This window comes from Hyphomonas oceanitis SCH89 (genome assembly GCF_000685295.1).
GTDB classification, from domain to species: domain Bacteria; phylum Pseudomonadota; class Alphaproteobacteria; order Caulobacterales; family Hyphomonadaceae; genus Hyphomonas; species Hyphomonas oceanitis.
Genome location: NZ_ARYL01000010.1, coordinates 1 through 23003, shown reverse-complemented (window position 1 = coordinate 23003; position 23003 = coordinate 1). Strand labels below are relative to the sequence as shown.

General features: G+C 65.1%; 27 protein-coding genes. 5 read left to right on the top strand and 22 right to left on the bottom strand.

Annotated features, from left to right (window positions below; genetic code table 11):
* Window positions 1–49: 49 nt before the first annotated feature.
* Both HOC_RS07960 and HOC_RS07955 read right to left on the bottom strand, forming a co-directional pair.
* Window positions 50–1585, bottom strand: a complete 1536-nt coding sequence (locus HOC_RS07960) for a Do family serine endopeptidase (protein WP_035537316.1) — start codon at window positions 1583–1585, stop codon at window positions 50–52.
* A gap of 88 nt (window positions 1586–1673) precedes the next feature.
* Window positions 1674–2909 (bottom strand): bifunctional alpha/beta hydrolase/OsmC family protein, encoded by a 1236-nt coding sequence (locus tag HOC_RS07955; RefSeq protein ID WP_035537315.1) that lies wholly within the window; start codon window positions 2907–2909, stop codon window positions 1674–1676.
* A gap of 129 nt (window positions 2910–3038) precedes the next feature.
* On the opposite strand from HOC_RS07955, the gene HOC_RS07950 reads away from it, so the two are divergent.
* The gene (locus HOC_RS07950; RefSeq protein ID WP_162174819.1) at window positions 3039–3632 is read left to right on the top strand and encodes a prepilin peptidase; all 594 of its coding nucleotides are present in this window, start codon (window positions 3039–3041) and stop codon (window positions 3630–3632) included.
* Here HOC_RS07950 and HOC_RS07945 read toward each other — a convergent pair.
* Window positions 3629–4036, bottom strand: a complete 408-nt coding sequence (locus HOC_RS07945; RefSeq protein ID WP_035537314.1) for a cytochrome c-type biogenesis protein — start codon at window positions 4034–4036, stop codon at window positions 3629–3631. The two genes, HOC_RS07950 and HOC_RS07945, sit on opposite strands and share 4 nt — an antisense overlap.
* A 67-nt stretch (window positions 4037–4103) precedes the next feature.
* Between HOC_RS07945 and HOC_RS07940 the strand changes: the two genes are divergently transcribed.
* Window positions 4104–4451: a GIY-YIG nuclease family protein gene (locus HOC_RS07940; protein ID WP_084146212.1), complete on the top strand. Its 348-nt coding sequence runs from the start codon at window positions 4104–4106 to the stop codon at window positions 4449–4451.
* Between the two features lie 37 nt (window positions 4452–4488).
* On the opposite strand, the gene HOC_RS07935 is transcribed toward HOC_RS07940, so the two are convergent.
* The 7 genes from HOC_RS07935 to HOC_RS07905 all read right to left on the bottom strand — a co-directional run bounded on the left by HOC_RS07935 (window position 4489) and on the right by HOC_RS07905 (window position 10806).
* Window positions 4489–6384: a heme lyase CcmF/NrfE family subunit gene (locus HOC_RS07935; RefSeq protein WP_035537313.1), complete on the bottom strand. Its 1896-nt coding sequence runs from the start codon at window positions 6382–6384 to the stop codon at window positions 4489–4491.
* Window positions 6385–6825 (bottom strand): cytochrome c maturation protein CcmE, encoded by a 441-nt coding sequence (locus HOC_RS07930; protein WP_035537486.1) that lies wholly within the window; start codon window positions 6823–6825, stop codon window positions 6385–6387.
* A 173-nt stretch (window positions 6826–6998) separates the two neighbouring features.
* A complete protein-coding gene (locus tag HOC_RS07925) occupies window positions 6999–7592 on the bottom strand; it encodes a tetratricopeptide repeat protein (protein ID WP_035537312.1) in 594 nt (197 codons plus the stop codon).
* Window positions 7589–9016, bottom strand: a complete 1428-nt coding sequence (locus tag HOC_RS07920; protein WP_035537311.1) for an ATP-binding protein — start codon at window positions 9014–9016, stop codon at window positions 7589–7591. Before HOC_RS07920 ends, HOC_RS07925 begins: the two co-directional genes overlap by 4 nt.
* A 25-nt stretch (window positions 9017–9041) precedes the next feature.
* Window positions 9042–9725, bottom strand: a complete 684-nt coding sequence (locus HOC_RS07915) for a response regulator transcription factor (protein WP_034738975.1) — start codon at window positions 9723–9725, stop codon at window positions 9042–9044.
* Between the two features lie 34 nt (window positions 9726–9759).
* The gene (locus tag HOC_RS07910) at window positions 9760–10074 is read right to left on the bottom strand and encodes a PepSY domain-containing protein (protein WP_035537309.1); all 315 of its coding nucleotides are present in this window, start codon (window positions 10072–10074) and stop codon (window positions 9760–9762) included.
* 135 nt (window positions 10075–10209) lie between these two features.
* Window positions 10210–10806, bottom strand: a complete 597-nt coding sequence (locus HOC_RS07905) for a hypothetical protein (protein ID WP_156950419.1) — start codon at window positions 10804–10806, stop codon at window positions 10210–10212.
* A gap of 252 nt (window positions 10807–11058) precedes the next feature.
* Between HOC_RS07905 and HOC_RS07900 the strand changes: the two genes are divergently transcribed.
* Window positions 11059–13407, top strand: a complete 2349-nt coding sequence (locus HOC_RS07900) for a bifunctional diguanylate cyclase/phosphodiesterase (protein WP_162174818.1) — start codon at window positions 11059–11061, stop codon at window positions 13405–13407.
* Between the two features lie 11 nt (window positions 13408–13418).
* Here the strand turns inward: HOC_RS07900 and HOC_RS07895 are convergent, their stop codons facing one another.
* Genes HOC_RS07895 through HOC_RS07845 form a run of 11 tightly spaced genes read right to left on the bottom strand, consistent with a single transcriptional unit; the run spans window position 13419 to window position 21922 of the window.
* Window positions 13419–14315: a DnaJ C-terminal domain-containing protein gene (locus tag HOC_RS07895; RefSeq protein ID WP_035537306.1), complete on the bottom strand. Its 897-nt coding sequence runs from the start codon at window positions 14313–14315 to the stop codon at window positions 13419–13421.
* Between the two features lie 46 nt (window positions 14316–14361).
* Window positions 14362–17988, bottom strand: a complete 3627-nt coding sequence (locus HOC_RS07890; RefSeq protein ID WP_051624642.1) for a baseplate multidomain protein megatron — start codon at window positions 17986–17988, stop codon at window positions 14362–14364.
* Window positions 17989–17992: 4 nt separating this feature from the next.
* The gene (locus tag HOC_RS07885; RefSeq protein ID WP_035537305.1) at window positions 17993–18421 is read right to left on the bottom strand and encodes an NlpC/P60 family protein; all 429 of its coding nucleotides are present in this window, start codon (window positions 18419–18421) and stop codon (window positions 17993–17995) included.
* Window positions 18418–19065 carry a DUF2163 domain-containing protein gene (locus HOC_RS07880; protein ID WP_035537304.1) on the bottom strand — a complete coding sequence of 216 codons (648 nt, stop codon included), beginning with the start codon at window positions 19063–19065 and terminating at the stop codon, window positions 18418–18420. Before HOC_RS07880 ends, HOC_RS07885 begins: the two co-directional genes overlap by 4 nt.
* A complete protein-coding gene (locus HOC_RS07875; RefSeq protein WP_035537480.1) occupies window positions 19065–19676 on the bottom strand; it encodes a phage distal tail protein, Rcc01695 family in 612 nt (203 codons plus the stop codon). Before HOC_RS07875 ends, HOC_RS07880 begins: the two co-directional genes overlap by 1 nt.
* Before the next feature lie 2 nt (window positions 19677–19678).
* A complete protein-coding gene (locus tag HOC_RS07870) occupies window positions 19679–20056 on the bottom strand; it encodes a phage tail tape measure C-terminal domain-containing protein (protein WP_035537303.1) in 378 nt (125 codons plus the stop codon).
* The gene (locus HOC_RS22945) at window positions 20043–20255 is read right to left on the bottom strand and encodes a phage tail assembly chaperone (protein ID WP_422120042.1); all 213 of its coding nucleotides are present in this window, start codon (window positions 20253–20255) and stop codon (window positions 20043–20045) included. The genes HOC_RS07870 and HOC_RS22945 overlap by 14 nt, the downstream gene beginning before the upstream one ends.
* 17 nt (window positions 20256–20272) lie before the next feature.
* Window positions 20273–20560, bottom strand: a complete 288-nt coding sequence (locus HOC_RS07860; protein ID WP_035537301.1) for a GTA-gp10 family protein — start codon at window positions 20558–20560, stop codon at window positions 20273–20275.
* Window positions 20557–20970: a phage major tail protein, TP901-1 family gene (locus HOC_RS07855; protein WP_035537300.1), complete on the bottom strand. Its 414-nt coding sequence runs from the start codon at window positions 20968–20970 to the stop codon at window positions 20557–20559. Before HOC_RS07855 ends, HOC_RS07860 begins: the two co-directional genes overlap by 4 nt.
* The gene (locus tag HOC_RS07850; protein ID WP_035537299.1) at window positions 20970–21338 is read right to left on the bottom strand and encodes a DUF3168 domain-containing protein; all 369 of its coding nucleotides are present in this window, start codon (window positions 21336–21338) and stop codon (window positions 20970–20972) included. Before HOC_RS07850 ends, HOC_RS07855 begins: the two co-directional genes overlap by 1 nt.
* Window positions 21339–21373: 35 nt before the next feature.
* A complete protein-coding gene (locus HOC_RS07845) occupies window positions 21374–21922 on the bottom strand; it encodes a head-tail connector protein (RefSeq protein ID WP_035537298.1) in 549 nt (182 codons plus the stop codon).
* A gap of 101 nt (window positions 21923–22023) precedes the next feature.
* Here HOC_RS07845 and HOC_RS07840 point away from each other — a divergent pair, with 101 nt between their 5' ends.
* Window positions 22024–22467 carry a hypothetical protein gene (locus HOC_RS07840; protein WP_035537297.1) on the top strand — a complete coding sequence of 148 codons (444 nt, stop codon included), beginning with the start codon at window positions 22024–22026 and terminating at the stop codon, window positions 22465–22467.
* A gap of 62 nt (window positions 22468–22529) precedes the next feature.
* Window positions 22530–22727, top strand: a complete 198-nt coding sequence (locus HOC_RS07835) for a hypothetical protein (protein WP_035537295.1) — start codon at window positions 22530–22532, stop codon at window positions 22725–22727.
* Between the two features lie 6 nt (window positions 22728–22733).
* Here HOC_RS07835 and HOC_RS07830 read toward each other — a convergent pair.
* The coding region (locus HOC_RS07830) for a hypothetical protein (protein ID WP_206741549.1) at window positions 22734–23003 on the bottom strand (270 nt) is incomplete at its 5' end.

Here is a 23003-nt window from a genome sequence, read left to right as displayed (position 1 = left end):
GTGTCTCCCACGGCTGTATTCTCCACCAAGGTGTCCTGCATCATCTATCCTATCCTTTTGTCGTCAGGTCGAGGGTGCGATAGTTGGTAATCTGACCGATACGCACGGCGACAAGCACCTTGGTCCGACCGGATTTCTTCGCATCCGCGATCGCTTTCTGGAATGCGTCCACCGAAGTGGCCGGCGCATTATTGGCCTCAAGGATCACCATGCCGACCTGAAGGCCCGCTTCCTCGAACACGCCCTTGCGGCTCACATCCGTAATGACAAGGCCGTGCTCACCGCTCTTGAGGCCGAGCTTTTCACGGGTTTCCTCGTCCATCGGCTTGAAGGTGACACCGAGATCGCCGAGCTCCGTGCTATTGTCTTCAGCGGCCGGGGCTTTCGATCCCGAAGCAGGCACAACACGCGCAGTCAGGTCATCCGGGCGTTCGCCAACCGTCACGCTGACGGTCTTTTTCTTGCCACCGCGCAGGATCTCGAACTTGTTCGAGGTATTGGCGATCAGCTTGCCAACAAGACGCGTCGTGGTCGTGGCATCCTTCACCTTCTGGGTATTGACCGAGAGGATGATGTCGCCGCGCTCAAGACCGCCTTTTTCTGCCGGGCTGCCGATGGTGACGTCGGCAATGATTGCACCGGCATCATCCTTCAGCCCCTGGGCCTCGGCCATGTCTTCGGTCAGGTCCTGGATCGCAACACCGAGCCAGCCACGTGACACGCGTCCATCCTTGATGATCGCCTGGGTCACTTCATCGGCCAGCTCTGCCGGAATGGCAAAGCCGATACCGACCGAGCCACCGGTTGGCGAGAAGATTGCCGTGTTGACGCCGATCACGTTGCCATTGAGGTCAAAGGTCGGGCCGCCGGAGTTACCCCGGTTGATCGAGGCATCAATCTGCAGAAAGTCTGTGTAAGGACCGGCGCCAATATCACGACCGTCAGCCGACAGAATACCCGCCGTTGCCGTGCCGCCGAGGCCGAACGGGTTGCCGAGCGCCACAACCCAGTCGCCCTTGCGCATCGTGTGCGAGTTGCCGAAGCGAACGTAGGGGTAAACGCCCTTTTCCTTGATGCGCAGCACGGCCAGGTCGGTCTGCGGGTCGGTGCCGACAAGTTCGGCTTCCATCTCGCGCCCGTCCTTGAGCGTCACTTCGATCTCTTTGGCATTCTCAACCACATGGTTATTGGTCACCACATAGCCATCCTTGGAAATCAGGAAGCCCGACCCGAGCGAACGCGCTTCCTGGGTCTCGGGCTCCGGGTTTTCCTTTTCTTCCTTTTCGCGGTTCTCGAGGAACTCGTCAAAGCCGGGCATGCCGCGGAATTGTTCGAAGAACTGCTCCATATCGGCCAGCTTGCCCACTTCGCGCTCGCTCACCACGTTCACACTCACAACCGACGGCTCAACCCGTTCGATCAGGTCAGCGAAGCTGAGGGGCGCGCCCTGCGGCGCTTCGATGGCGATGGGCTGTGCGTCCGCGTGCGGGCTGAAGATCTTCGGCGACAGCGTGAACGTGCCAACGGCCGCCGCGCCGAAGACAGCCGCCACCAGGGCTTGTCTCGAAATGCCAAAATTCTTCATTAGTCTCTCCAAGTCACTGAAATTGTGTCGGTTAGCCGAACACTGCCTAGATAAACATGTCCGGGGCAATGTGGTCATTAAAAGACAGTTAGGTAGATTTCATTGGGTTTTCTACCGTTTGCACCCGGGCACCCGCCTCAAGTGTCTGGTGGACCGGGCATTTGTCAGCAATGTCCATCATCCGGGCACGCTGGTCCGCGTCCAGAGCTCCCTCAATTGTGATCGCGCGGTGGAACACATCGATCTTTCGTCCCTCCTCGCAATGCTCGCAATCGTCCGGATAGTCCCTCGTACGGGTGATCGACACGCTCACACGGTCCAGCGGCCAGCCCTTCCTCTCGGCATACATGCGCAGCGTCATGGATGTGCAAGCGCCCAGTCCGGCTGCCAGATATTCATAGGGGTCTGCCCCCTTGCCGCCGCCGCCGACGTCAACCGGCTCATCCGCAATCCCCACAAAATCGCCGATGACAATCGCGTTTTCGTATTTTCCGCGCCCCGTTTCCCGCACGAATACGTCGCGCGTGCCACCCGTTTCCTGCGCCGGCATCGCCACGCCAGCCTCGTAGATATAGGGCTCGGCCCACGCCGCGATCATTGTCCCGGCGCGTCTGGCGTCGGCCTGCGAAGTCAGCAAATGATCCGCCTTGTCGAGGCTGATGAAGGATTTCGGATGCCGCGCGGCCACGAACAGGCCCGTCGCATTCTCGATACCCACCGTTTCATCCAGCGGCGCATGCAGCACCAGAAGCGGCCGCTTCAGGGCGGCTGCCGCCCCGGTCACCTTCGCCCCGCGCACATCTTCCAGGAACTGGCGTTTCAGCCGAAACGGGCGTCCGTCCAGCTCAACCTCCGCCTCGCCTTCTGTCTCGATTTCCTCGACATAGGTGCGGATCGAATGGATCACATGCGCTGCATCCGATGGCGCGCCAATCGTCGCCACAGCCTTCACTTGCGGAATCTCATGCGTCGCCACCACCACTGCAGCCCCGCCCAGCGAATGCCCGATCAGCAATTGCGGCCCGCCATGCCGCTTCTCCAGCCAACCGGCTGCCGCGACCAGATCCTGCACATTGCTCGAGAAGTTCGTGTTCGAAAAATCGCCTTCCGAATGGCCGAGCCCGGTAAAATCGAATCGCAGCACGCCGATGCCCTGTTCCACCAGCGCAGCCGTAATCTCGCGCGCGGCATAAATGTCCTTCGAACAGGTGAAACAGTGCGCAAACAGCGCCCAGGCACGCGGCTCGAACACCGGCTCGTCCAGCCGCGCGGCCAGCATGCTTCCGTCATAACCCGGAAATTCGACGCGATATGATTGGCCCATGTCAGCTCCCTGAATGCTTACAGACACAAGAACTGGGGGAACCCGCCCCCCGGCGCAAGGCCACGGCGCCCGCGCCTGCCTAACGAAACACGCCGCTCAGGCTTGACTTGCACGGCCCGCATGCCGTTCGTGGCACTCAGACTCAATCGCGCGGAACTCTTCGAACTCAGCATGAAGCCCGTCCACGTTCTCGTCGCGATTACACTGCCGCTGATGGTCCTCAGCGCGTGGCTGTTTGCGCCGCCCGGCACCATTCTCCTGTCGCTCAGTTTCGGCGCCCTGCTGATCGCGCTCGCAGCCGTGGACATAGTCACGCTGCGCCTGCCCGACGCGCTGAATTTCACCGTCCTCATCTTTGGCGTCATCATGGTCGCCCTGACGCGGCCGGACCTGTGGCCCCATCACCTCATCGGCGCCGCCGTCGGCTATGGCGCGCTCGTTGCGCTCGAATTGGCCTACAAGCGCCTGCGCGGGCGCGACGGCCTCGGGCGCGGCGATGCGAAACTGCTCGGCGCCATCGGCATGTGGGTTGCCTGGCCGGGCCTTGCGCCTGTCCTGCTCGTTGCTTCCCTGACGGGACTGGTCGCGGCCCTCATTGCCGGCCTCGCAGGCAAGCGCCCCATGGCCTCCGACACGGCCATCGCCTTCGGGCCCTTCATTGCGCTGGCAGGATGGATCGTGTGGCTCGCCAGCCCGCATCTGGGGCTGCTGCAGCTCTATTAAACGTCTTCAGGCGCCACCGGCTCGACTTCGCTTACGCCCGCCTGCCGTCGCCGCGCGACGCCGACCGCAATCAGCCCGCCGACAATCAACAAGCCAAACGGCGCGCCCCACAGAAGCAGCCCGCTAAGACCCTTGCCCGTCGGACGGAACAGCACGAACTCGCCATAGCGGCTCTCAAACCAGTCGCGAACCTCGTCGTCGCTCGCGCCCTCGCCGACCATCGTGCGCACGCGGGCGCGCATGTCCTCGGCAATCGACGCGGACGATTGCGAAATCGGCTCATTCTCGCACGCCACACAGCGCAGCTCCCGCATCAGCGACTGCGCCCGCGCCTCCTCGGCCGGGTCGTCGAGGGCCGCATTGGCCGAGAAAAATATGAGCAGGCTGGCGAGAAGAAATTTCATGGGCCCTGCTTAGCAAAAATATCCATAAGTCCTAGACAGGGAATGTATGTTCACGTATTGTTCTTTTATGGCATTCTACGTTTACATGCTCGCCAGCCAGAGGAATGGTACGCTCTACATCGGCCAGACCGATGACCTGATACGGCGCGTTTGGCAGCATCGTAACAAAGTGCTGCGCGGCTTCACGTCAAAGTATGATTGCCACATGCTGGTCTGGTTTGCAGACTTTCCTGACAGGGATTCTGCCCGTTCGCGCGAGCGGCAGATGAAAGCCTGGAAGCGAAAATGGAAACTCGACCTGATCGAGGCCAACAACCCTCGCTGGGCGGACCTTTATGAGGACCTTGTATCCTACGTTCCCGTATCCCCAGCGAACGCTGGGGCCCAGTCCTGCAAGAGCGAACTCCGTTCCTGACGCACTGGGTGCCAGCGGGCGCTGGCAACACGGAAAGTTAAACTGCGGTCTTGATCCGTCCACGCGGCAGCAGGCTGAAAAACGCGCCCAGCCCCATCAACAGAACACCAAGATAAACGAGATCAATCAGCGGATTGAAATACACCCGGAACACCCAGCGCGTCTCGCCGTCCACGTCGCGCCGGTCACCCAGTGCCACATAAAGGTCGCCCGTCCCGGTCTTGTGGATCGCCGTCTCGGTCGTTGGCATGCGCGCGGCAGGATAGTAGCGCTTGGTCGGCGCCATCTCGGCCTTGGCGCTGCCACGCCGCGCCGTGATGTCCGCCTTGTCGGCATACCAGTTCGGCCCCTCGATCGCGCGCACATCCTCCAGCGTGATGTTCCACCCGGCAACCGTGCCCGAGCCACCCGCTGGCAGCGCCAGCGTCGCTTCATAGCGCTGCGTGGTTTCCACCACTGCGCCGATCACGAAAACGCCGAGCCCGATATGCGCCAGCGTCATGCCCCAAACCCGCAACGGCATCTTGAAGACGCGGCCCCAGGTCACCGCCCGGCGTCGCAACTCCCACACAGACCCGAACAGCAGCCACACGCCCAGCGCCAGCCCGAAAGCCGCGCCCAGCGGAATGTCCCAAAGGCCCACGCCCAGCGCCATGAACACAGCCACCAGCGCCACACCGCCCGCCGCCCATTTCCACAGCATGGACAGGTCCGCCTTGCCCCAGCTCCACACCTGAACCACCGGCAGGATCGCCAGCAACGCGGCCAGCATCGGCACGAAGGTCAGCCGGAAATAGGGTTCGCCAACTGAAATCGTACGGCCCGCCGCCTCGGCCATCAACGGGAAAAGTGTGCCCAGCAGAACGGTCAAAGCCGCCACCACGAGCACCACATTGTTCACCGCCAGCGCGCCCTCGCGGCTCAGCATCTGCCACGGCTTGCCACCCTCCAGCTTCGGCGCCCGCAACGCAAACAGGCCGAGCGCAAACGTGCCGTAAACCACCAGCCCGGTCAGCAGCACCATGCCCCGCTTCGGGTCCACCGCGAACGCATGCACGGACGTCAGCACACCAGAGCGCACAAGGAACGCCCCCATCACCGAGAACAGGAAGGCCAGCACAGCCAGCAGCGCGGTCCAGGCCGCAAAATTCCCGCGCTTCTCTGTCACGGCCACAGAATGCAGCAGCGCCGCACCGATCAGCCATGGCATCAGCGAGGCATTTTCGACCGGGTCCCAGAACCACCAGCCACCCCAGCCAAGCTCGTAATAGGCCCAGTAACTGCCAAGTGCGATGCCAAGCGTGAGGGGTATGAAGGCCGCCAACGCCCAGCGCCGCGCCTCCCTGGCCCACACGCGGTCAATCCGCGCCTCCATCAGGCCCGCCGCCGCCAGTGCGAACACGAACGAAAAGCCGACATAGCCGAGATAAAGCATGGGTGGATGGAAGGCGAGCGCCGGGTCCTGCAGGATCGGGTTCAGCCCCGCCCCCTGCAGCGGCGCCGGGTCCAGCCGTAAATAGGGTGAGGAGGCAAAAAGGAGGTAAGACAGCGCGCCCGTCGCAAGCCAGCCCTGCACGCCCAGCGTCCGCGCCTCGAACACGTCGCGCCCCGTGCGCATCCACAGCGCGCCCGCGCCGCCAAAGCCCAGCGTCACGAGGCACCAGAGCGCCATCGAGCCCTCATGGTTTCCCCACGCGCCCGCGACCTTGTAGAGCATCGGCTTCAGCGTGTGGGAATTGTTCGCCACCAGCGCCAGCGAGAAGTCCGACCGCGCAAAGGCCACCACAAGCGTCAGGAAAGACAGCGTCATCACGCCAAGCGCCACCAGCGCCGCGCGTCCGGCCAGCGCGCGTACGCCCATCAGGCCCAGCACGCCCTGCGCCAGCGAGGCGGCCAGCGCCAGGAACGCGGCAAGGTGGCCAAGCTCGATCATCTAGCTGGCGTTCTGGTCCGGGCCGGCACCCAGCGGGCGCAGCTCGCGCGGCTGGTAGTTCTCGTCATGCTTGGCCAGCACTTGCCGCGCGGTGAACTTGCCGCTCGCATCAAACGACCCGATCGCCACCACGCCCTGTCCCTCGCGGAACAGGTCCGGCGCAATGCCGGTAAAGCTCACGGTGATCGTGTCAGGGCTATTGTCGATAATGGTGAACACCATTTCGCTGCCATCGCCGGGATAGGTCAGCGAGCCGGGCTCGACCCAGCCGCCCACTTTCACGTCCTTGCCGGGCGTTGGCAGACCTTTTTCGGCCAGCACTTCGGGCGTGTAAAACAGGTTCGCATTCTGCCGCAGGGCAAAGAATGCGAGCGCCGCCGCCGCCAGCAACAGGGCAGCCGCCACGCCAAATGTCCACAATCTGCGGGTCCGGGCTCTCATGACGGCCATCTATACTGGGAACCGCCCGATTTGACAGTGCGGCAGATACAGCAAGCTTCGGCCACCCTCACCTCCCAGAGGGAGAGGTGTTAGTAGTGTAGAGCTGTAAACCCCTCTCCCTCTGGGAGAGGAGGTGCCCATTGCGCAGCAATGGGAGGTGAGGGCCCTACCCCCTACTGCTCCGCAGGCGCATCCCGGCCAATCGCATCCAGCATCGGCGCAAAGCGTTCCCGGCGCGGGTCGTCTTCCGGCAGGTTGGCAAACACGGCCCGCATCATCTCTGCCGCCTTGTCCTGATCGCCTGCCTGCGCTGCGCCCATGGCCGCCCACATGCCGGCCCGCACTTCGCTCGGGTCCAGCTCATAGGCCCGCGCATAAAGCCGCGCGGCATCTGTGGTCACGCCGCCGCCCTCCAGTTCCACCAGCACATCGGCGAGGCCGATCAGCGCCGGCACATAGGTGCCGTCGCGCCGCAGCGCAGACTGGAAGGCCCGCGCCGCATCATCCGGCCGGTTCTGCTGGCGCATGATCACGCCGATATAATATTGCGGCTCCGGCGCGTCCGGCTGGTCGATGGACGTCTGCTCCAGCCGCGCCAGCGTCTCGGCGGGCGTCAGCGTTTCCGGCGCCGTGCGGATCTTCTCCATGATCTCGGCCTGGCGTTCCTTCATCGGCAGGTCGCCCATGCCCGGCCGCCCGAACACGGCATAGCCCACAAGGCCCAGCACGAGGCAAACCCCAACGATAATCGCCTGCAAACGTGTCATGATTTCGGAAACCTCAACCTTGCCTGCAGGCCGCCCATCTGGCTCTCGCCCAGCTCAAGGCTGCCCTTGTGCAACTCCGCCAGCTCCGCAACGATGGACAGGCCTAGGCCCGTGCCCGGCGTTGTCTCGTCCAGCCGCACGCCGCGCTTCATGGCGCCTTCGCGTGCTTCGGGCGGCAGGCCGGGGCCGTCATCCTCGACATCAATGACCAATGCCTCGGCGCTGTCGGAAATGCGCACGCACACCTCCGCCTTCGCCCACTTGCAGGCATTGTCCATCAGGTTGCCGATCATTTCCTCGAAATCCTGTTTCTCGCCACGGAACACTGCGCCAGCGCCATCCTCGACGCTGACATTCACGCCCTTCGCATCGAAGAGCCGGTTCAGCAAGCGCGCCAGGGCCTCGACCACCTGCGTCACATCGGTGCGTGCGCCCAGCGTCTCGGCCCGCGCCGCCATCCGCGCCCGCTTCAGGTAATGCTCGACATTCGCGTGCATGGACTCGGTCTGGCGCCGCACGACATCATCCAGCTGCGTCTCGCCCTTCGCCTCATTGCGCAGCACGGCGAGCGGCGTTTTCAGCGCATGCGCCAGATTGCCCACATGCGTGCGCGCGCGCTCCACCACGACACGGTTATGCCCGATCAGCTTGTTCAGCTCCTCGGTCAGCGGGCGCACTTCGATGGGGTAGCCGTCGCGCAGCGTCTGGCGATTGCCTTCGCGGATGTCTGCAATGTCGCGCTCGATCCGCTTCAGCGGCTGCAGCGAAAACCGTATGCCCGCCACCATGGCCGCAAACACGCCGCCAAACAGCGCGATCATGGTGCCGAACAGCATGTTGCGAAAGCGCGTCGCGGCGGCATCATTCGGTGTCCGGTCAGCCGCCGCCACCAGGATCAGCGGCGTCTCGCGGTTCTCCACAAGAATCGCCTTGGCCGCAGAGCGCACCTTCTGGTCAGCTGGTCCGGCATAGTCGTCAAACTGCGTCGTCCCGGGGTCAGCCACCGCGCGGCGTATCTGGGTCTCGGTCACCGGCACCGGCTCGTCCCAAAGGCTCTTGGAGCGAAAGTCGCCTGAGATGGTCAGGTCCGGCGTCAGGCCGACAACGGCCCAGTACTGGCCGGAATACTGCGTCTGGAAACGCGCATCGCTGGTCAGGAACTGGCGCTCGGTATCGGTCACCCGGCCATCGGCCAGGAAGGCCTCCTCACGGGTCATCTCGCGCGTCAGTGTCACCAGCGTCTGGTCGAGGTCTTCTTCCAGCAGGGTCAGCGTCTGGGCGCGGTAGAGCGCCGACAGGGCCAGCGCGCCGCCGATCAGCACAACAAAGCCCCAGATCGCCGCCGCAATCATGATCCGCCGGGCGAGCGAAACGCTCGACCAGCGGTCAAGGAAACGGGGCTTGGGTGTGTCGGCTGCGTCCATTCAAACGGTCTGGCACGGCAGGCGCCTAGCCTGCAACGCGCGCCTCGTTTTCCGGCACGATCAGGCGATAGCCAAGGCCGCGCTCGGTCTGGATCCGGTCAACGCCGATCTTGCGGCGCAGGCGCCCGATGAACACTTCGATCGTGTTCGAATCGCGGTCGAAATCCTGATCGTAGATATGCTCGACCAGTTCCGTGCGCGGCACGACCCGGCCCTGATGATGCATCAGGTAGGACAGCACACGGTATTCATGCGCGGTCAGCTTGATCGGTTCGCCATTGACCATGGCTCGCGCGGCGCGCGTATCGACCATCAGCTTGCCGGCTTCCAGCGTCGCCGCCGAATGGCCCGCAGCCCGGCGCAGCAGCGCGCGCAGGCGTGCCAGCAATTCCTCGGTCACGAAGGGTTTCGACAGGTAATCATCGGCGCCGGCATCAAAGCCTGCCACCTTCTCGCTCCACTGGTCGCGAGCGGTCAGGATCAGCACGGGGAAGGATTTCCCGTCCGCGCGCCATTTCTTCAGGATGCTGACACCGTCCATTTTCGGCAGGCCCAGGTCCAGGATTACCGCATCATAGGGCTCTGTATCGCCAAGGAAGTGCCCATCCTCGCCATCCGCAGCCAGATCGACCGCATAGCCCGATTGCGACAGTACGTCTGCCAACTGGCGGCGCAGGTCGTTATCGTCTTCAACTACCAGGATACGCATGAAAAATACCTTCCGTAGAACGGGTTAACACGATTCAGCCGCCGCGACGATCCGTGATCGCGCCAGACTGGGCGTCAACGATAAAGCGCATTTTGCGCCCATCTTCGGTCATCCAGTCAATATGATATTCGGCGCCGCCACCCTGCTTGGACACAAGGTCTGCGCCCAGCTGGTAGCCGCCATATTGCTGCTTCAGCATGCCAAATATCCGGCTCAGCGGCACGGTCTTGCCATTGCGCACGGCATCGCGCGCCTGATTGGGCGAAAAGGAATCGCCCCAGCCCTGCGCGGTGGCAGGACTGGCCGTCAGGAGTGCAATGGCTGCAAGAGAGGCAAGAATCCGCTTCATGGGCCCAGCGTATAGGTCCAAAGCCCTGAATGTGAAGTGAACGTCTGAAATCAGTTTTGTTCAGGATTACGCCGCCTCCGGCCCGGAAATCGCCCCAGGCGCGACTCGCGCCGGCCGGGGCCTGGTGCCTTGAGGTCAATCAGCCTTGGTCTGTTTCTGCGCCTGCAGCGTCACCAGCCAGCCTGGCGTGCTGTTCCGCCCGCCGCCAAACCCGGCATAGTGCATCTCCACATAGAGCGGGTCGGCGATAAAATCTCCCACCTGCTCCTCGGGCTCGACCGGCTTGAAGACCGTTTTGCCATAGACCTCATACTGCGAATCCTCGGTGTCCGCCGCGAAGGTCCAGGCATTCCCCAGGCACGCCTTCACGGTGCCAACGGCACCCTCATAGGCCGCTTCGGCCAGCTTGCCGTCCGCATCCTTGTCCATTGTTCCTGCCTCGAACAGGTCGCAGGTATAGATATGGATATTCGTGTCGCCACCAAAGAAGCCGCGCATGACACTCACCCGGCAGGCACTATCGTCAAAGGTCGCGTTGGATTCCCAGGCATCCGGCAGCGGGCTGTCGCCCAGCATACGTTCTTCGCCCCGCAGGCTGGTAAATGGCTCGGCCTCGGCGCGTGCCGCAATGATGGTTGAAATCGCCGCGCAAGGGTCTTTCTCCCCGGCTGCCTCTCCTTGTCCGCACGCGGCCAGCGCCGCCAGCGGCAGCAACAACATGTATCGTTTCATCTTATCCCCACAGGTCTGCATCTCGGTCACACCCTAGAGCCAGACGGCCCTGCATTCATCCCCCCCGAGGGGGGTGCCGGACCGATCTGCGGCCTCTTATCCGTCAGTTTTCCCGAGAACTGCGATCTCACGCACTTAAAACACGCTGTAGTGGAACGAATACACGTGCCTGCGCATAGGTGATGCACGCGAAGAAAGCACGAAATGTCTATAGTTTTCAATTCATTAACAAAACACCACGATTTTATGCATATGGTGATTGCCGTGCTTGTGCTCGGCTTCAGCCTTGTCTGCGCCCTGTTGGTGTTTCAGCGCGGCATGATCGATCGCAGCGAAACCGGCAGTCGCCGCTGGATCATCGCCGCAGGCATCGTGACCGGTCTGGGTGTCTGGGCCACGCACTTCATCGCCCTGCTTGGTTACAAGCCGGGCTTCCCGGTCACGTTCGATGTCTTCGTGACCCTCATGTCAGCGCTGGTCGCCGTGATCGGACTCACGGTCGCAACGGCGGTTGCCAGCAATAGCGGCACCGCCGCTCGCAAGCTCAGTGCAGCGCTCCTCGGCTCAGGCACGGTCATCGTGATGCACTATTTCGGCATGACGGCGATGAAAGACAGTGTCGAGATCGCCTATGATCCGCGCCTCGTCCTTCTTTCCATCGTATTCTGCGTCGGCTTCTACACCCTCGCCTACAGCTTCCGCCTCAGCACACTTCCAGTCGTGCGCAATGTGGTGAGCTGGGCCTGCGCCATGCTCGCCATTCTTGGCCTTCACTTCATCGGCACCGCCGCCCTGACCATGACGCCGCTCGCCGCAATACCTGACACTGGCTGGCTGATGGGCGCTGGCGCCCTGAGCGTCGTCATCGCCACCAGCATCTGCCTCATCCTGATGTTTGCCGCGCTCGCCGCCGGCCTCGACTCGCTTGTCGTCCAGATGCGCAACATTGAATCGCGCAAGCTGTCGGCCCTGGCGGATTCCTCGCAGGAGGCGCTCTTCATGGTGTCCGCAAACGGCAAGGTCATCCAGGCGAACATGGCCGCCGAAACCATGCTCGGCATCCCGCGCGACGACATGCAGGGCACCAACATTTTCGACATCCTCCAGCTCAACGACCTCGACAATTACGCCGATGGCAAAGACAGGCTCCTCGCCGAGCATGTCATTCACATCTCCGGCGGCCATGACGTGACCGTGGAAATCACCACCCGCGCCATGCAGGACTCTGAAGCCGGCTTCACCGTTTTTGCCGTGCGCGACCTCACACGCCAGCTACGCCAGGAAGCCAAGGTCCGCGCTCTGGCCTATCGCGACACCCTGACCGGCCTTCCAAACCGCGCCGCCTTCAACATCGCACTCGAAGCCGCCATCCGCGATAAACCCTATGCCCGCGCCGACCTCACTGTCTTCATCATCGACGTCGATGAATTCAAGGAAGTGAATGACCAGTTCGGCCATTCCACCGGCGACAGCCTGCTGAAAATTGCCGGCCGCCGGATCTCCGGCTGCCTGTCGCCTGCCGACATGGTCGCTCGCCTCGGCGGCGACGAGTTCGCCATCATCCTTCGCGGCCGCTCCAGCATCCACCAGATAAAATGGACCGCCAACAAGATCCTCAAGGCCTTTGCGACACCCATCACGCTCGGCACGCGCAGCCTGTCGATGGGCGCCAGCATCGGCATCGCGCTTGCCGAACCCGAAGCCACCGGAACGGCGCGTGTGCTCAACGCTGCCGACCGCGCCCTTTATGCCGCCAAGGAAGCGGGCCGAGGCTGCTTCCGTGTCTATGATGCCGCCCTGCATGAAGTGCACGAGCAGAAGCGCGACCTCGAAACCGCCCTGCATGACGCCATCGAGGGCGATCAGTTCGTCCTCCACTTCCAGCCCAAAGTGTGCAGCCATACGCGTGCAATCGTGGGCCGCGAAGCGCTCATCCGCTGGAACCGCCCCGGGCGCGGCATGGTCTACCCCGACAATTTCATTCCGGTTGCGGAGCAAAGCCTCCTGATCAACGATATCGGCCGCTGGACAATCCGTGCCGCCTGCGAAGCTGCCATCAAATGGGACGCAAACGAGACCGTCGCGGTCAACCTGTCCGCCCGCCAGTTCCTCGATCCGGACCTTGTGGAAGACATACGCAACATCTTGCACGAGACGGGCCTTAATCCCTCACGTCTTGAACTCGAGATTACGGAGACGGCGCTCATACTCAACAAGCAGCTCGCCGCAACCATCCTGATGCAGCTGAAGGCGATTGGCATCAAGATCGCCCTTGATGATTTCGGCACGGGCTACTCGTCCATGAGCTATGTCCAGTCCTTCCCGTTCGACCGGCTCAAGATCGACCGCTCCTTCGTGGCGGCCATGAATGGCGACCGCAAGTCGCGCGCGATCGTTGAAGCGATCATCAGCCTTGCCCATTCGCTCGATATTCCGGTCGTTGCCGAGGGCGTCGAGACAGAGGAGCAGGCCAGCCTGCTGCGAAGCCTTCTGTGTGAGGAGATTCAGGGCTTCCTGATCGCCCGCCCGGAACCCTTCATCTTGTCGGAGCAGGCCGACCCGAAATCCGCCAGATCCCTCGCGTCGCTCTCAGCCGCCTGATCTGACAGGTCTCAGGCCTTGCCTTCGGCCCATTTCTTCAGGCCGGGGTCGGCGGGGTCATCCAGCATGATCTTCAGCTTGGCATAGAGGTTGCCCGGCGTGCTCGTCTGCACGCCCTTGCCGCGCAGGCGCAGCGTCGCATCCGTATTCGATCCCGCCGGCACTTTCAGCGTCACCGGGCCGGACGGCGTCTTCACTTCCACGCTGCCCCCCAGAACCGCCGTCTTCAGGCTGATCGGCACGCTCATGCGCAAATCCTTGCCGTCCCGTTGCCAGACAGTGCTCGGGCGCACTTCCACTTCCAGCAGCGCGTCGCCCGGTGCCCCACCATTCGGCGAAGGCTGGCCCTGGCTTTTGAGGCGCAGCGTCTGGCCGGAATCGATGCCAGCCGGGATGTTCACGTCCAGCGCCGTGCCGTCCGCCATGGTCATCCGGCGCCGCGCGCCTGCCACGGAATCCTCGAACGAAATCTCTACGCGGTAGCGGATATCGCGGCCCTTTTGCGGGCCCGGATTCCGCCTGCGTCCGCCGCCCCCGAACATGCCGCCGAGAATGTCCTCGAACGGGTCGCCCTGCGCGCCATCAAACGGATTGCCGCCGCCGCGCGTCTGCCAGCGCGCCCCGCCGCCGCCCGGAAAGCCGCCACCCCCGCCGCCGGGATAGCCCCCGCCAAAGCCTGCAGGGTTGCCATCGCCGTCAATCTCGCCGCGGTCGAACTTCGCCTTCTTCTCCTTGTCGCCCAGGATATCCCACGCCTGCGACACCCGCTTGAACTCCTCCATCTTGGCATTGTCATCGGGATGAAGGTCAGGGTGCAGGGCTTTCGCCTTGTTGCGATAGGCTTTTTTGATCTCGGCCTCGCTCGCTGTGCGGGGAACGCCGAGCACGCTATAGGGATCTAGGGCCAAGGGCGGTTATTCCTCTAAATAGGGTGAAATCACTGTCGCCCCAGAGTTAGGATGTTCCGGCGCCGATTGAAACCCATGGACCCACACGGCCATCAGCGCCAGCCTCCGCCACCCGTGCCGAAGCCACGCCCGGTGCCAGTGTTGCCGAGGGCACGGCCACCTCAAACCGTCCCCCAAAGCCGCTCCCTGTGTCCACCTCCACGGCAAACCGCCCCGCATTGGCCGCCTCTGGAAACGCCCAACTCGTCGCCACGTCCGCCCCGCGCCGCACCCAGTCCAGCGCGTCGCCGCGCCGCCGCAGGTGCGCCACGCGCCATGGCAGGCCGCCTTTGTCCTCGAACGCAAACGCCTGCGCCGCCTCATCCCCCGCTGCCCGCCAGTCCAGCGCCAGCCCGACTTCACCAGGGCTGACACGCGCTCGCAGCAGCGCACCGTCCACCAGCACAACCCGCGCGCCCTCATCGGCCGCCGCGCTTTCGCTCCCCTCCTGCCCCCGCAACAGGCGGCTCAGCACCCATGTGTCCACGCCCACCAGCTCAGCACCGGTAAACTGCACCAGTTCCCATCCCGCCGCCGTCTCCAGCAGCAGCGCATTGCCACCGCCCAGCACCTGCGCCTCCGGCAGGCTCGCAAAATCCCCGCCCGGCGCATACACGCGCAGCTTATTGGCGCGGTCCCACCGCCCGACCGGCCTCGCATCCACTGCCGCCACCAGCCGCCCGATCACCGCCGGCCGGCTCAGCACCACCCGCTCGCTCATCGCATCCGCCGTCAGCCCCGCCAGCACGCGCACCGTGCCCGGCCACGGGTCCGCCCACGCCGCCATCAGTGGCCCGGTCACATCCGTCTCCCCCGGCAGGCGCGGACCGTCGATCACCACAAGGTCCACCGCCCCAAAGTCTGGCGCAGGCGGCGCCACCGGCCCCGGCTCCAGCCCGCGCACAATGCCCGGCCCTTCCACATCTGCCACAAGGGCCAGCCCGCGCACGATCCCCGCATCGGTCACATCAATCACGCGCCAAACAACACCGCCATCCACACGCAATCCATCGCCCGGCTCCAGCGCCAGCCCGTTCAGCACCAGCCCCGCCTCCGCCGTCTCTGCACTCGCCGCCGCGTCCAGCAGGAAGCGCGCCACCGCCTCGGCCCGTCCCGCGCCCATGGCCAGCGGCAGGCTCACATCAACGCTGAGACGCGGATCGCCGCCCTCCACCCGCGCCTCCGTCACGCCCGGCTGGTAGTCATTTTCCAAATCCACATAGGTCAGCCTCAACCGCTCCGGGGCCTTGTCCACCAGCCTGCGCGTCCGCTGCAGGCCGCCCTCGATCAGGTCCGCCGTCGCCACATCCAGCACCGCGCCTTCGCCCTGCATGCGGAACACGAGCGCCCCGTCCCGCTCCACGCACTCAAACCCGAACGCCGCTTTCAGCGGCTCCAGCGCCGCGCGCACCGAATGCACGCCGTCGAGGCCATAGCCCTCCACCACGCCGTCCAGCTCGCGCACGTCCACATCGCTCACGCCGCCCCGCGCGCAGATATCCGCCACCACATCCGCCAGCGGCGCGAGCCCCGCCCGCCCGTTCAGCCAGTGCCCGCGCGCCCAGTTCCCGCCATCGCCCCAAACGCCATCGCGCACAGGCCAGGCCGGAAACGGCCGCCCCTCCCACGCCCACACGAATGTCGCCTCCACCAGCGGGTCGTCTTCGAAATGCGCGAGCGTCACCGCCAGCGCCCGTTTCTGGAACACATCGTCCCGCGCCCCGGTCGAATACGGCGGCAGCGCGCTCTCGCTGCTTTTCGGATCAAAGAACAGGTTCGGCGCATTGCCACCCTTGTCCACCGCCGCAAAGCCGACCTCGCTAAGCCGCACAGGCTTTGTCCCCGGCACCCAGCCCGTCGGCGCCGCCGCACGCACGCCGCCCGGCCGCGGGTAATGCAGCGCCCCGGCCCAGCCGCTCAAATCCTTCGCCCGGAACACCCAATGCTCGCCATGCGCCGTGTCACTGATCGGCGTGCGCACCTGCGCATCCCGGTCGGCCTCGCTGGCATAATACCAGTCATAGGCCTCCCCGCCCGCCAGCTGCGCGCTCAGGTAGTCCGCATCGTCCGCCGCCGCATATCCCGCCACCGCATCAAGGTGCCCTGCGCCACTCCGCCAATCCCCCATCGGCGGATACCAGTCCACCGCCACGTAATCCACATTTTCATCTGCCCACAGCGTATCCAGCGGGAAAAGCACATCCCCGCTCCCGTCCCCCGGCACATAGGCGCCATACTCCGTCCAGTCCGCCGCATAGGAGACCTTGGCTGACGGCAAGATCGCCTTCACATCCGCCGCAATCGAAATCAGCTTCTCCACAAACGGAAACGCCCCAGCCTCGTCGCGCACCCGCGTCAGCCCCCGCATCTCGCTGCCAATCAGGAACGCCTCCACGCCTCCTGCCGCCAGCGCCAGGTCCGCATGATGCAATATGAACCGCCGAAAGCCCCATTCCCCCTCAACGAAAGCCTCAATCTCCTCCCGCGCCGCCGCCGTCCCGTCCGCGCTCACCGTCACTCGCCCCCGCCATGGCAAGCCTTCGCAATCCATGAACAGGAACGGCGACAGCGTCACCGCAATCCCCCGCGCCTTCATCTCCTCTATGGCCTGCACCACGCACGCATCCGCCGGCGTCCCGCCATAATTGGCGTTGCCGCCTTCATCGCGCGAAATCAGGTACGCCCCCTCGCGCCCCACACCATCCACACTCCATGCCATCGGCACAGTCACACGCTCGGCCACCTCAACACCCGGCCGTATCGCGCAATCCCCCGCCGCCAAAGAATCCCCAAACCACCCAACCGTCAGCGCCGCCCGATCCACACGCGGCAAGTCCCGCTCCAGCTGGTCCAGCGACACGAGGAAGTCCGCCCGCGCCTCGCCCGAATTCGCGTTCAGCGCCCGCTCGCGGCCCGGCGCCAGCCGCTCGCGCACAATCTCGGTCGCATACACAAACTCGCCCGAGGCCGGGATCACGTTCACCCCGGTCACAACCTCCCCCAGCCCCGCCTCACTGCCGCCCCCCGGCACCCGCGCCACCTCAAACGAGAGCTGCGGCAGACGATTACCGAAATCGTCCAGCGGCAAATCCTCGAACACAATATACGCCACGCCGCGATAAGCAGGTGCCGCGCCCTCCACCATCTCAATCAGCGGGTCCGGCGCCTGATCCTCCGTTCCCGTATGGATCCGATACACCACGCCCGACAGGTCAAACGCCTCCCCATTCGCCCAGGCCCGCTGCACGCCCAGTATCGGCCCTTCGCCCAGCGCCACGGCAAAGCTCACCGAATAGGAAAAGTCCGAAACCTTCGGGCCTCCCTTGCCACCTGTGCTGCGCGTCGTCTTCGCCTCACGAAACCGCGCCGCCCAGATCACCTGCCCGCCAACCCGCATCTTGCCATAAACGCCGGGAATGCCCGCCCCCTCACGCGCCTCCATCACGTGCAGGCCCTTCACGCGCGGCCCCTCGGTCGCCCCCGCAAAGGCCGCATCAATCGCGCGCCCAGCCACAGAGCCAATCGCCCGGCCAATCGTCGCCCCGGCCACCGTCTGCCCCAGCACCTGCAATCCCTGCGGCAGCGCCCATCGCCCCACCGCCGCGCCCACTTCCGATAAAACAACCTGCGCCATGCAATCAGTCCTCCACGCCCGGAAATTCAAATGCCGCCACGATCCGCCGCTGCCACCAGTTCACCAGCCGCGTCTCCACCACCGCCCGGCCCCAATAGGCGTGCACCACGCCGCCACCCGCCAATATCCCGCAATGCTTCGCCGGCACGCCCGTCCCCATACGGAACAGCACCACGTCGCCTTCCCGCGCCGCACCCACCGGCACTTCGCGCATGTGCCGCCGCGCCGCTTCCAGCAGTGTCTCCCGCCCCAGCGCCTCGGCCCAGTCCGGCGTATAGGCGGGCGCCGCTTCCGGCTCCGTCCCCACAAGCTCCCGCCACACGCCCCGCACCAGCCCGAGGCAATCACACCCCGCGCCCTTCAAACTCGCCTGATGCCGATACGGCGTGCCAATCCAGCCCCGCGCCGCCGCCACGATCTCATCCCGCCTCATCTTTTGCCCCCGTCATTCCCGCTGGCTGCCGGCCTCGCCAGCACAAAGTCCGCCCCCGGCATATGCGGAAAGCCGCGAAAGTTCGCGCTATTGCCAAACGTCTCCCGGCACGTCTCCCAGCGCTGGTAACACGCCACCCCCGGAAAGGCCTCCACGTCCACGCCGCACCGCGCATCCCCCAGCGCCGCATCGCACCGGCGCGCATAGACGCGCCCCACGGGCCGCTCCAGGTCCGCCTTGATTGACACCAGCTCCGCCTGGAACGCCGTCTCCCCGCGTGTCACTTCGCTGAGGCGCCCGCTCCACACGCACACGAAAAACTCAGGCCGCTCCCAGTCCACCCGCAACACGGTCACCGCCGCGCCATCCCACAGGCCCGCCGCCAGATCCGCCTCCGTAATCGCCGTATGCGACAGCGCCCCGCCCGCCGCCGCCTGCCCCGGTTTCAATGCCGCAGACTGCGTAAACTGCCCCGCCACCAGCGCTTCGCCCGGCTGATACGTCGTCCCGTCCACCACCAGCGCCCGGTCATGCTCGGTCACCGCCAGCGCAAACCCGTCCGCCCGCACCAGCCGCCAGCACAGGCACGTCGTCGCCGCTCCGCTCGCAAGGCGCGCGGCAAATTCCGTCTCGAAAATCCGCATCAGCCGACCAGCTCCACCAGCGGCACGCCCACAACGCGCCCCGCGCCAAACGCCTCAAGGCTCACGTCCAGCCGGTCCACATCAAACCGCACCGGGCAGTCAAACCGGAACCCCGCCGTCACCACCGCGCCCTCGCCCGGCGCCGCGTCCAGCATCAGCATGCCCGTCGTCGCATCCAGCTCCGCGCCTACAACAGCGCCATCCACCGCCACGATCACCGTCCCCTCAACCGGCTTCAGGATCGGTCGCCAATAGGCGCCATAGGCCTTGCGCAGCGCAAAGAAGCGCGTCGTCCCATCGCCCGTGCCCAGCACCTGATCCATCCCGCTCACCACGCCGCCCGGCGCACACGACCGGTCATCCAGCGCATCCCGAAACCGGAATCCATGCAGCCGCCCGCCCCGCGCCTCGAAAAACGTCACCAGTGCCTGCAGCGCGTCCAGCCGCGTCACCGCGCTCCCCACATCCCAGCGCCTGCGAGACCCCGCCCACACGGCATTCCTCGCCTCGCCGCCACTCGCCAGCGGCACGACCTCCGTGCGCCGCTCCGGCCCGCCACTCGCGGCCAGCGCCAGCGGCAGCGGAAAGCTCACTTCATGAAAATTCGCCAGACTCACAGGAACCGCCCTCCACTCGAAACCAGCCGCGCCAGCGTCGCCGATATCGCGCCCCGGCTCTGCATCGCGCTGCGTTCATCCGTTCCCGGCGCAAAATTCATGTTCAGGTTCACCGCCTGCCCACCACTCCCGCCCTGCCCCAGCGCCACCACAGCCTCCGCCGCCACCCGCGCCAGGTCCCGCAATATGCTCTCGGCCATCTTCTCGAAATCCAGCTCGCCCGAGCGTGCCGCCTGCCCCAGCACCGTCTCGATCTGCGTCCCCGCTCGCCCAAACGCCGCCGCCAGCGCATCCGCCGCCGCAACACCCGGCCCCTCCGCCAGCGCCGTCAGCGCATCCCCCGCGCTCGCCATCTGATCCTCAAATTCCGCCATCCAAACCTCCAGAAACACTCACTGAATTTTCCGTGTCCCCTGCGAAGGCAGGGGCCCCATCCGGAAACGCCGCCATCAGCTCTCCCAACCGCGTCCCACTCATCCCCTCACCAGCCCCCGCCAGCCACCGCCACTCCCGCACGCTCAGCCGCCAGAAATCCTCCGGCCCCACGCCCGCCCGCAGCGCCGCGCGCCACATCGCGCCCCATGGCAACATCAGCTCGCCAGCCCCAGCCGGAAGGCCTCCGCCACGGCCCCCGCCGCCGCGCCGGGGCTCACCGCGCTGGCATCCAGCACGGCCTTCGTCCCTTCGCCGCCCCGCAACAGCGCGCCAAGCACCACACTCAGGTCCGCCGCACTCAGCGCCCGCATCCGCGCGTCCAGCTCGCTCATCCGCGTGCACCCGAACGCCGCCTCGATCTCGGCCAGCGCGCCCAGCGTCAGGCACAGCCGCCGCTCCCGCCCGCCAATCACCAGCCCCACTTCGCCCCGCGCCGCGTTCATGCGATCCCCGCAAATGTCACGAGGCCAGCGCTCTCCAGCGTCACGGCAAAGCCTGCCTCGCCATCATGCTCGCCGCTCCAGCTCAGCTCGGTGATCTGGAACGCGCCCGTCAGCGTGCCAAAATCCGGCACCACCATCTGCCAGTCCGGCGCCTCGCCTGCGAAAAACACGGCCCGCATCCGCGCATCGCTCGTCGCATCCTTGAACACGCCGCGCCCGGTCACCTTCGCCGCCTTCACGCCCGCCCCGGCCACCAGCTCGCGCCAGGCTTCCGGGCTCTCCGCGCTCGTCCCGTCCACCGCGCCCGCTGACAGCTGTATCCGGCTCGCCCGCACGCCTGCCAGCGTCACAAACCCGCCCGCGCCATCCGAAATCTTCAGCAGCAGGTCCCTGCCCCTTTGCCCCGCCATCAGGCCGCCTCCTCTGAAATAATCCTTATGCGTACCAGGCCGCGATAGCTCTCGGCGTCACTCGCCCGCATCGTGTCGGCATAGATGACATGCGCCATCACCACATGATGCCCCGCCACATCCCAAGCCATGCCCTCTGCCGCCGCACGAATGGCCGACAGCGCATCCTTGGCGTCCAGCAGCCCGCCCTCGCGGCTCGTCACCGCAATCGAAATCTTGTGCTCAATGTCACCGGTTCCCGTCGGCACGCTCTCGTGCCGCTCGATCCGCGCATAGGGAAAGGCCGGCGCCCGCGTCTCGTCATCATAGACGCGCGCCGGGTCGCCAAACGCGGCCATGACGCCCGCATCGCGCTTGAGGCCCGCCATCAGCGCCGCCTGTACCGCCGCCTCCGCCCGCCCGCTCACAGCTTCACCCCGCGCCGCGCCGAAACAATCGCGTCCACCTCATCCGGCAGGTCGCTCCCCGCGCTCCCGCGCCGATACGCCTCCAGCACCAACAGTTTCAGCGCCAGCACCAGGTCTTCCGGCACATCGCCCGCCGCGCCATAACCCGCCTCGAACACGGCCTCGATCCGCCCGCCCTCGGGCACCACAGGCAGCGCCATCCATGGCCGCAGCACCAGCCGCCCCGCCCGCACACGAAACCGCCCGGTGACCAGCTCCGCTGCCTCCGCCGCGTCCACCACGGCAACTGACACCAGGCCCGTCACCGGCCCCGCGCCCAGCCACGCGCCCCGGCGCGTCACATCGCCCGGCCAGCCCTCCCAGCTTTGCTTCAGCACCCGTGTCACCAGCGCCAGCCCGCTCGCCGCCTCCAGCCGCGCACGCGCCGCCGCGATCAGCGCCGTCACCAGCGCGTCCTCACCATCCGTCCCGATGCGCAGATAGTCCTTCGCCGCATCAAGGGACAAAGCTTCCCCGTCCGGCGGTGTGATCACCGTCAGTGTCATTTGAAATTCCTGTTATATATCCGGCCTCTAGCGGCCCGTTTGCTTTTGGTTCAGCACTTGCAGTCTATACTTTCGTCCAGTTCTTCATCCCGGAGCCCCCCTTGTCCCTGCGCGTTATCCTTCTCGCCTCTGTCCTCCTCGCCCTGCCCGCCGCCGCGCAGAGCACGGACTATATGAACGGCTACTACCAGCGCGGTGTGGAATCCGGCGTCACGCCCGAAAACCCGTCCGACATGGTCCGCTGCGCCTCTTACTGGGCCGTCTGGTCGCAAAGCGCTGGCCAGGACTGGGACGCCGCCTTCATGGAGCGTCTCAGCCCGGACCTGCGCCCCGCCGAAAGCGAACTCGCCGCAGGCTACTGGGCCCAGATGGCCTCGGACCTCTTCGAGGATGAGACTGGCGACAGTGCCCGCTTCGAAGAAGAAGTCGACATGGCCACTCCCATCGCCCTCAAAGCCTATTCAGACCTGCGCACCGCCCCGGACGCCCGCGACCGCTACCACATGTTCCGCGTTCTCGGCGCCTGCCACCTCACGTTTGAGTAAGACGACCGGCGCACACTCCGAAGTAAGATTGCGCATCCTGATTTCTCCGTTAGAGTCATCGCATGCTCGACCTCATATGGAAGAATACGATATTCAAACTGATCTATGGCCCATTGCTTATGGGCCTTGCCATTTTGCTGAGCGTTGACGACCGCCCGACCGTACTCTTCATTGGCATTCCCTTGATCGCGATTGGCCTTGTCGGAATCACCCTTCGTCAGATCGCCCGCCGCAGGGCAGCGCCCGACAAGGCCGAATAGCAACCCTTAGACCAGCGCCGTCAGCTTGCTGATGATCATCCCGCCCACCGGCAGGCCGACCTGACGCACCAGCTCGTCATCAATCGCCGTCTCGGTAGACTTGATCAGCGTCGCCAGAGCCTCCGCCGCCTTGGTCGTAAACTCCTCCTGCTGCGGCTTGGTCAGCAGCGCCGCCTGACGGATCAGGGCAATAATTACCGATTCAATCATGTGTTTCTCCTTGGTTTGAAAGCAGTATCTCTTCATCTTCCCCCGCCTGCGGGGGAAGTGGCCCGG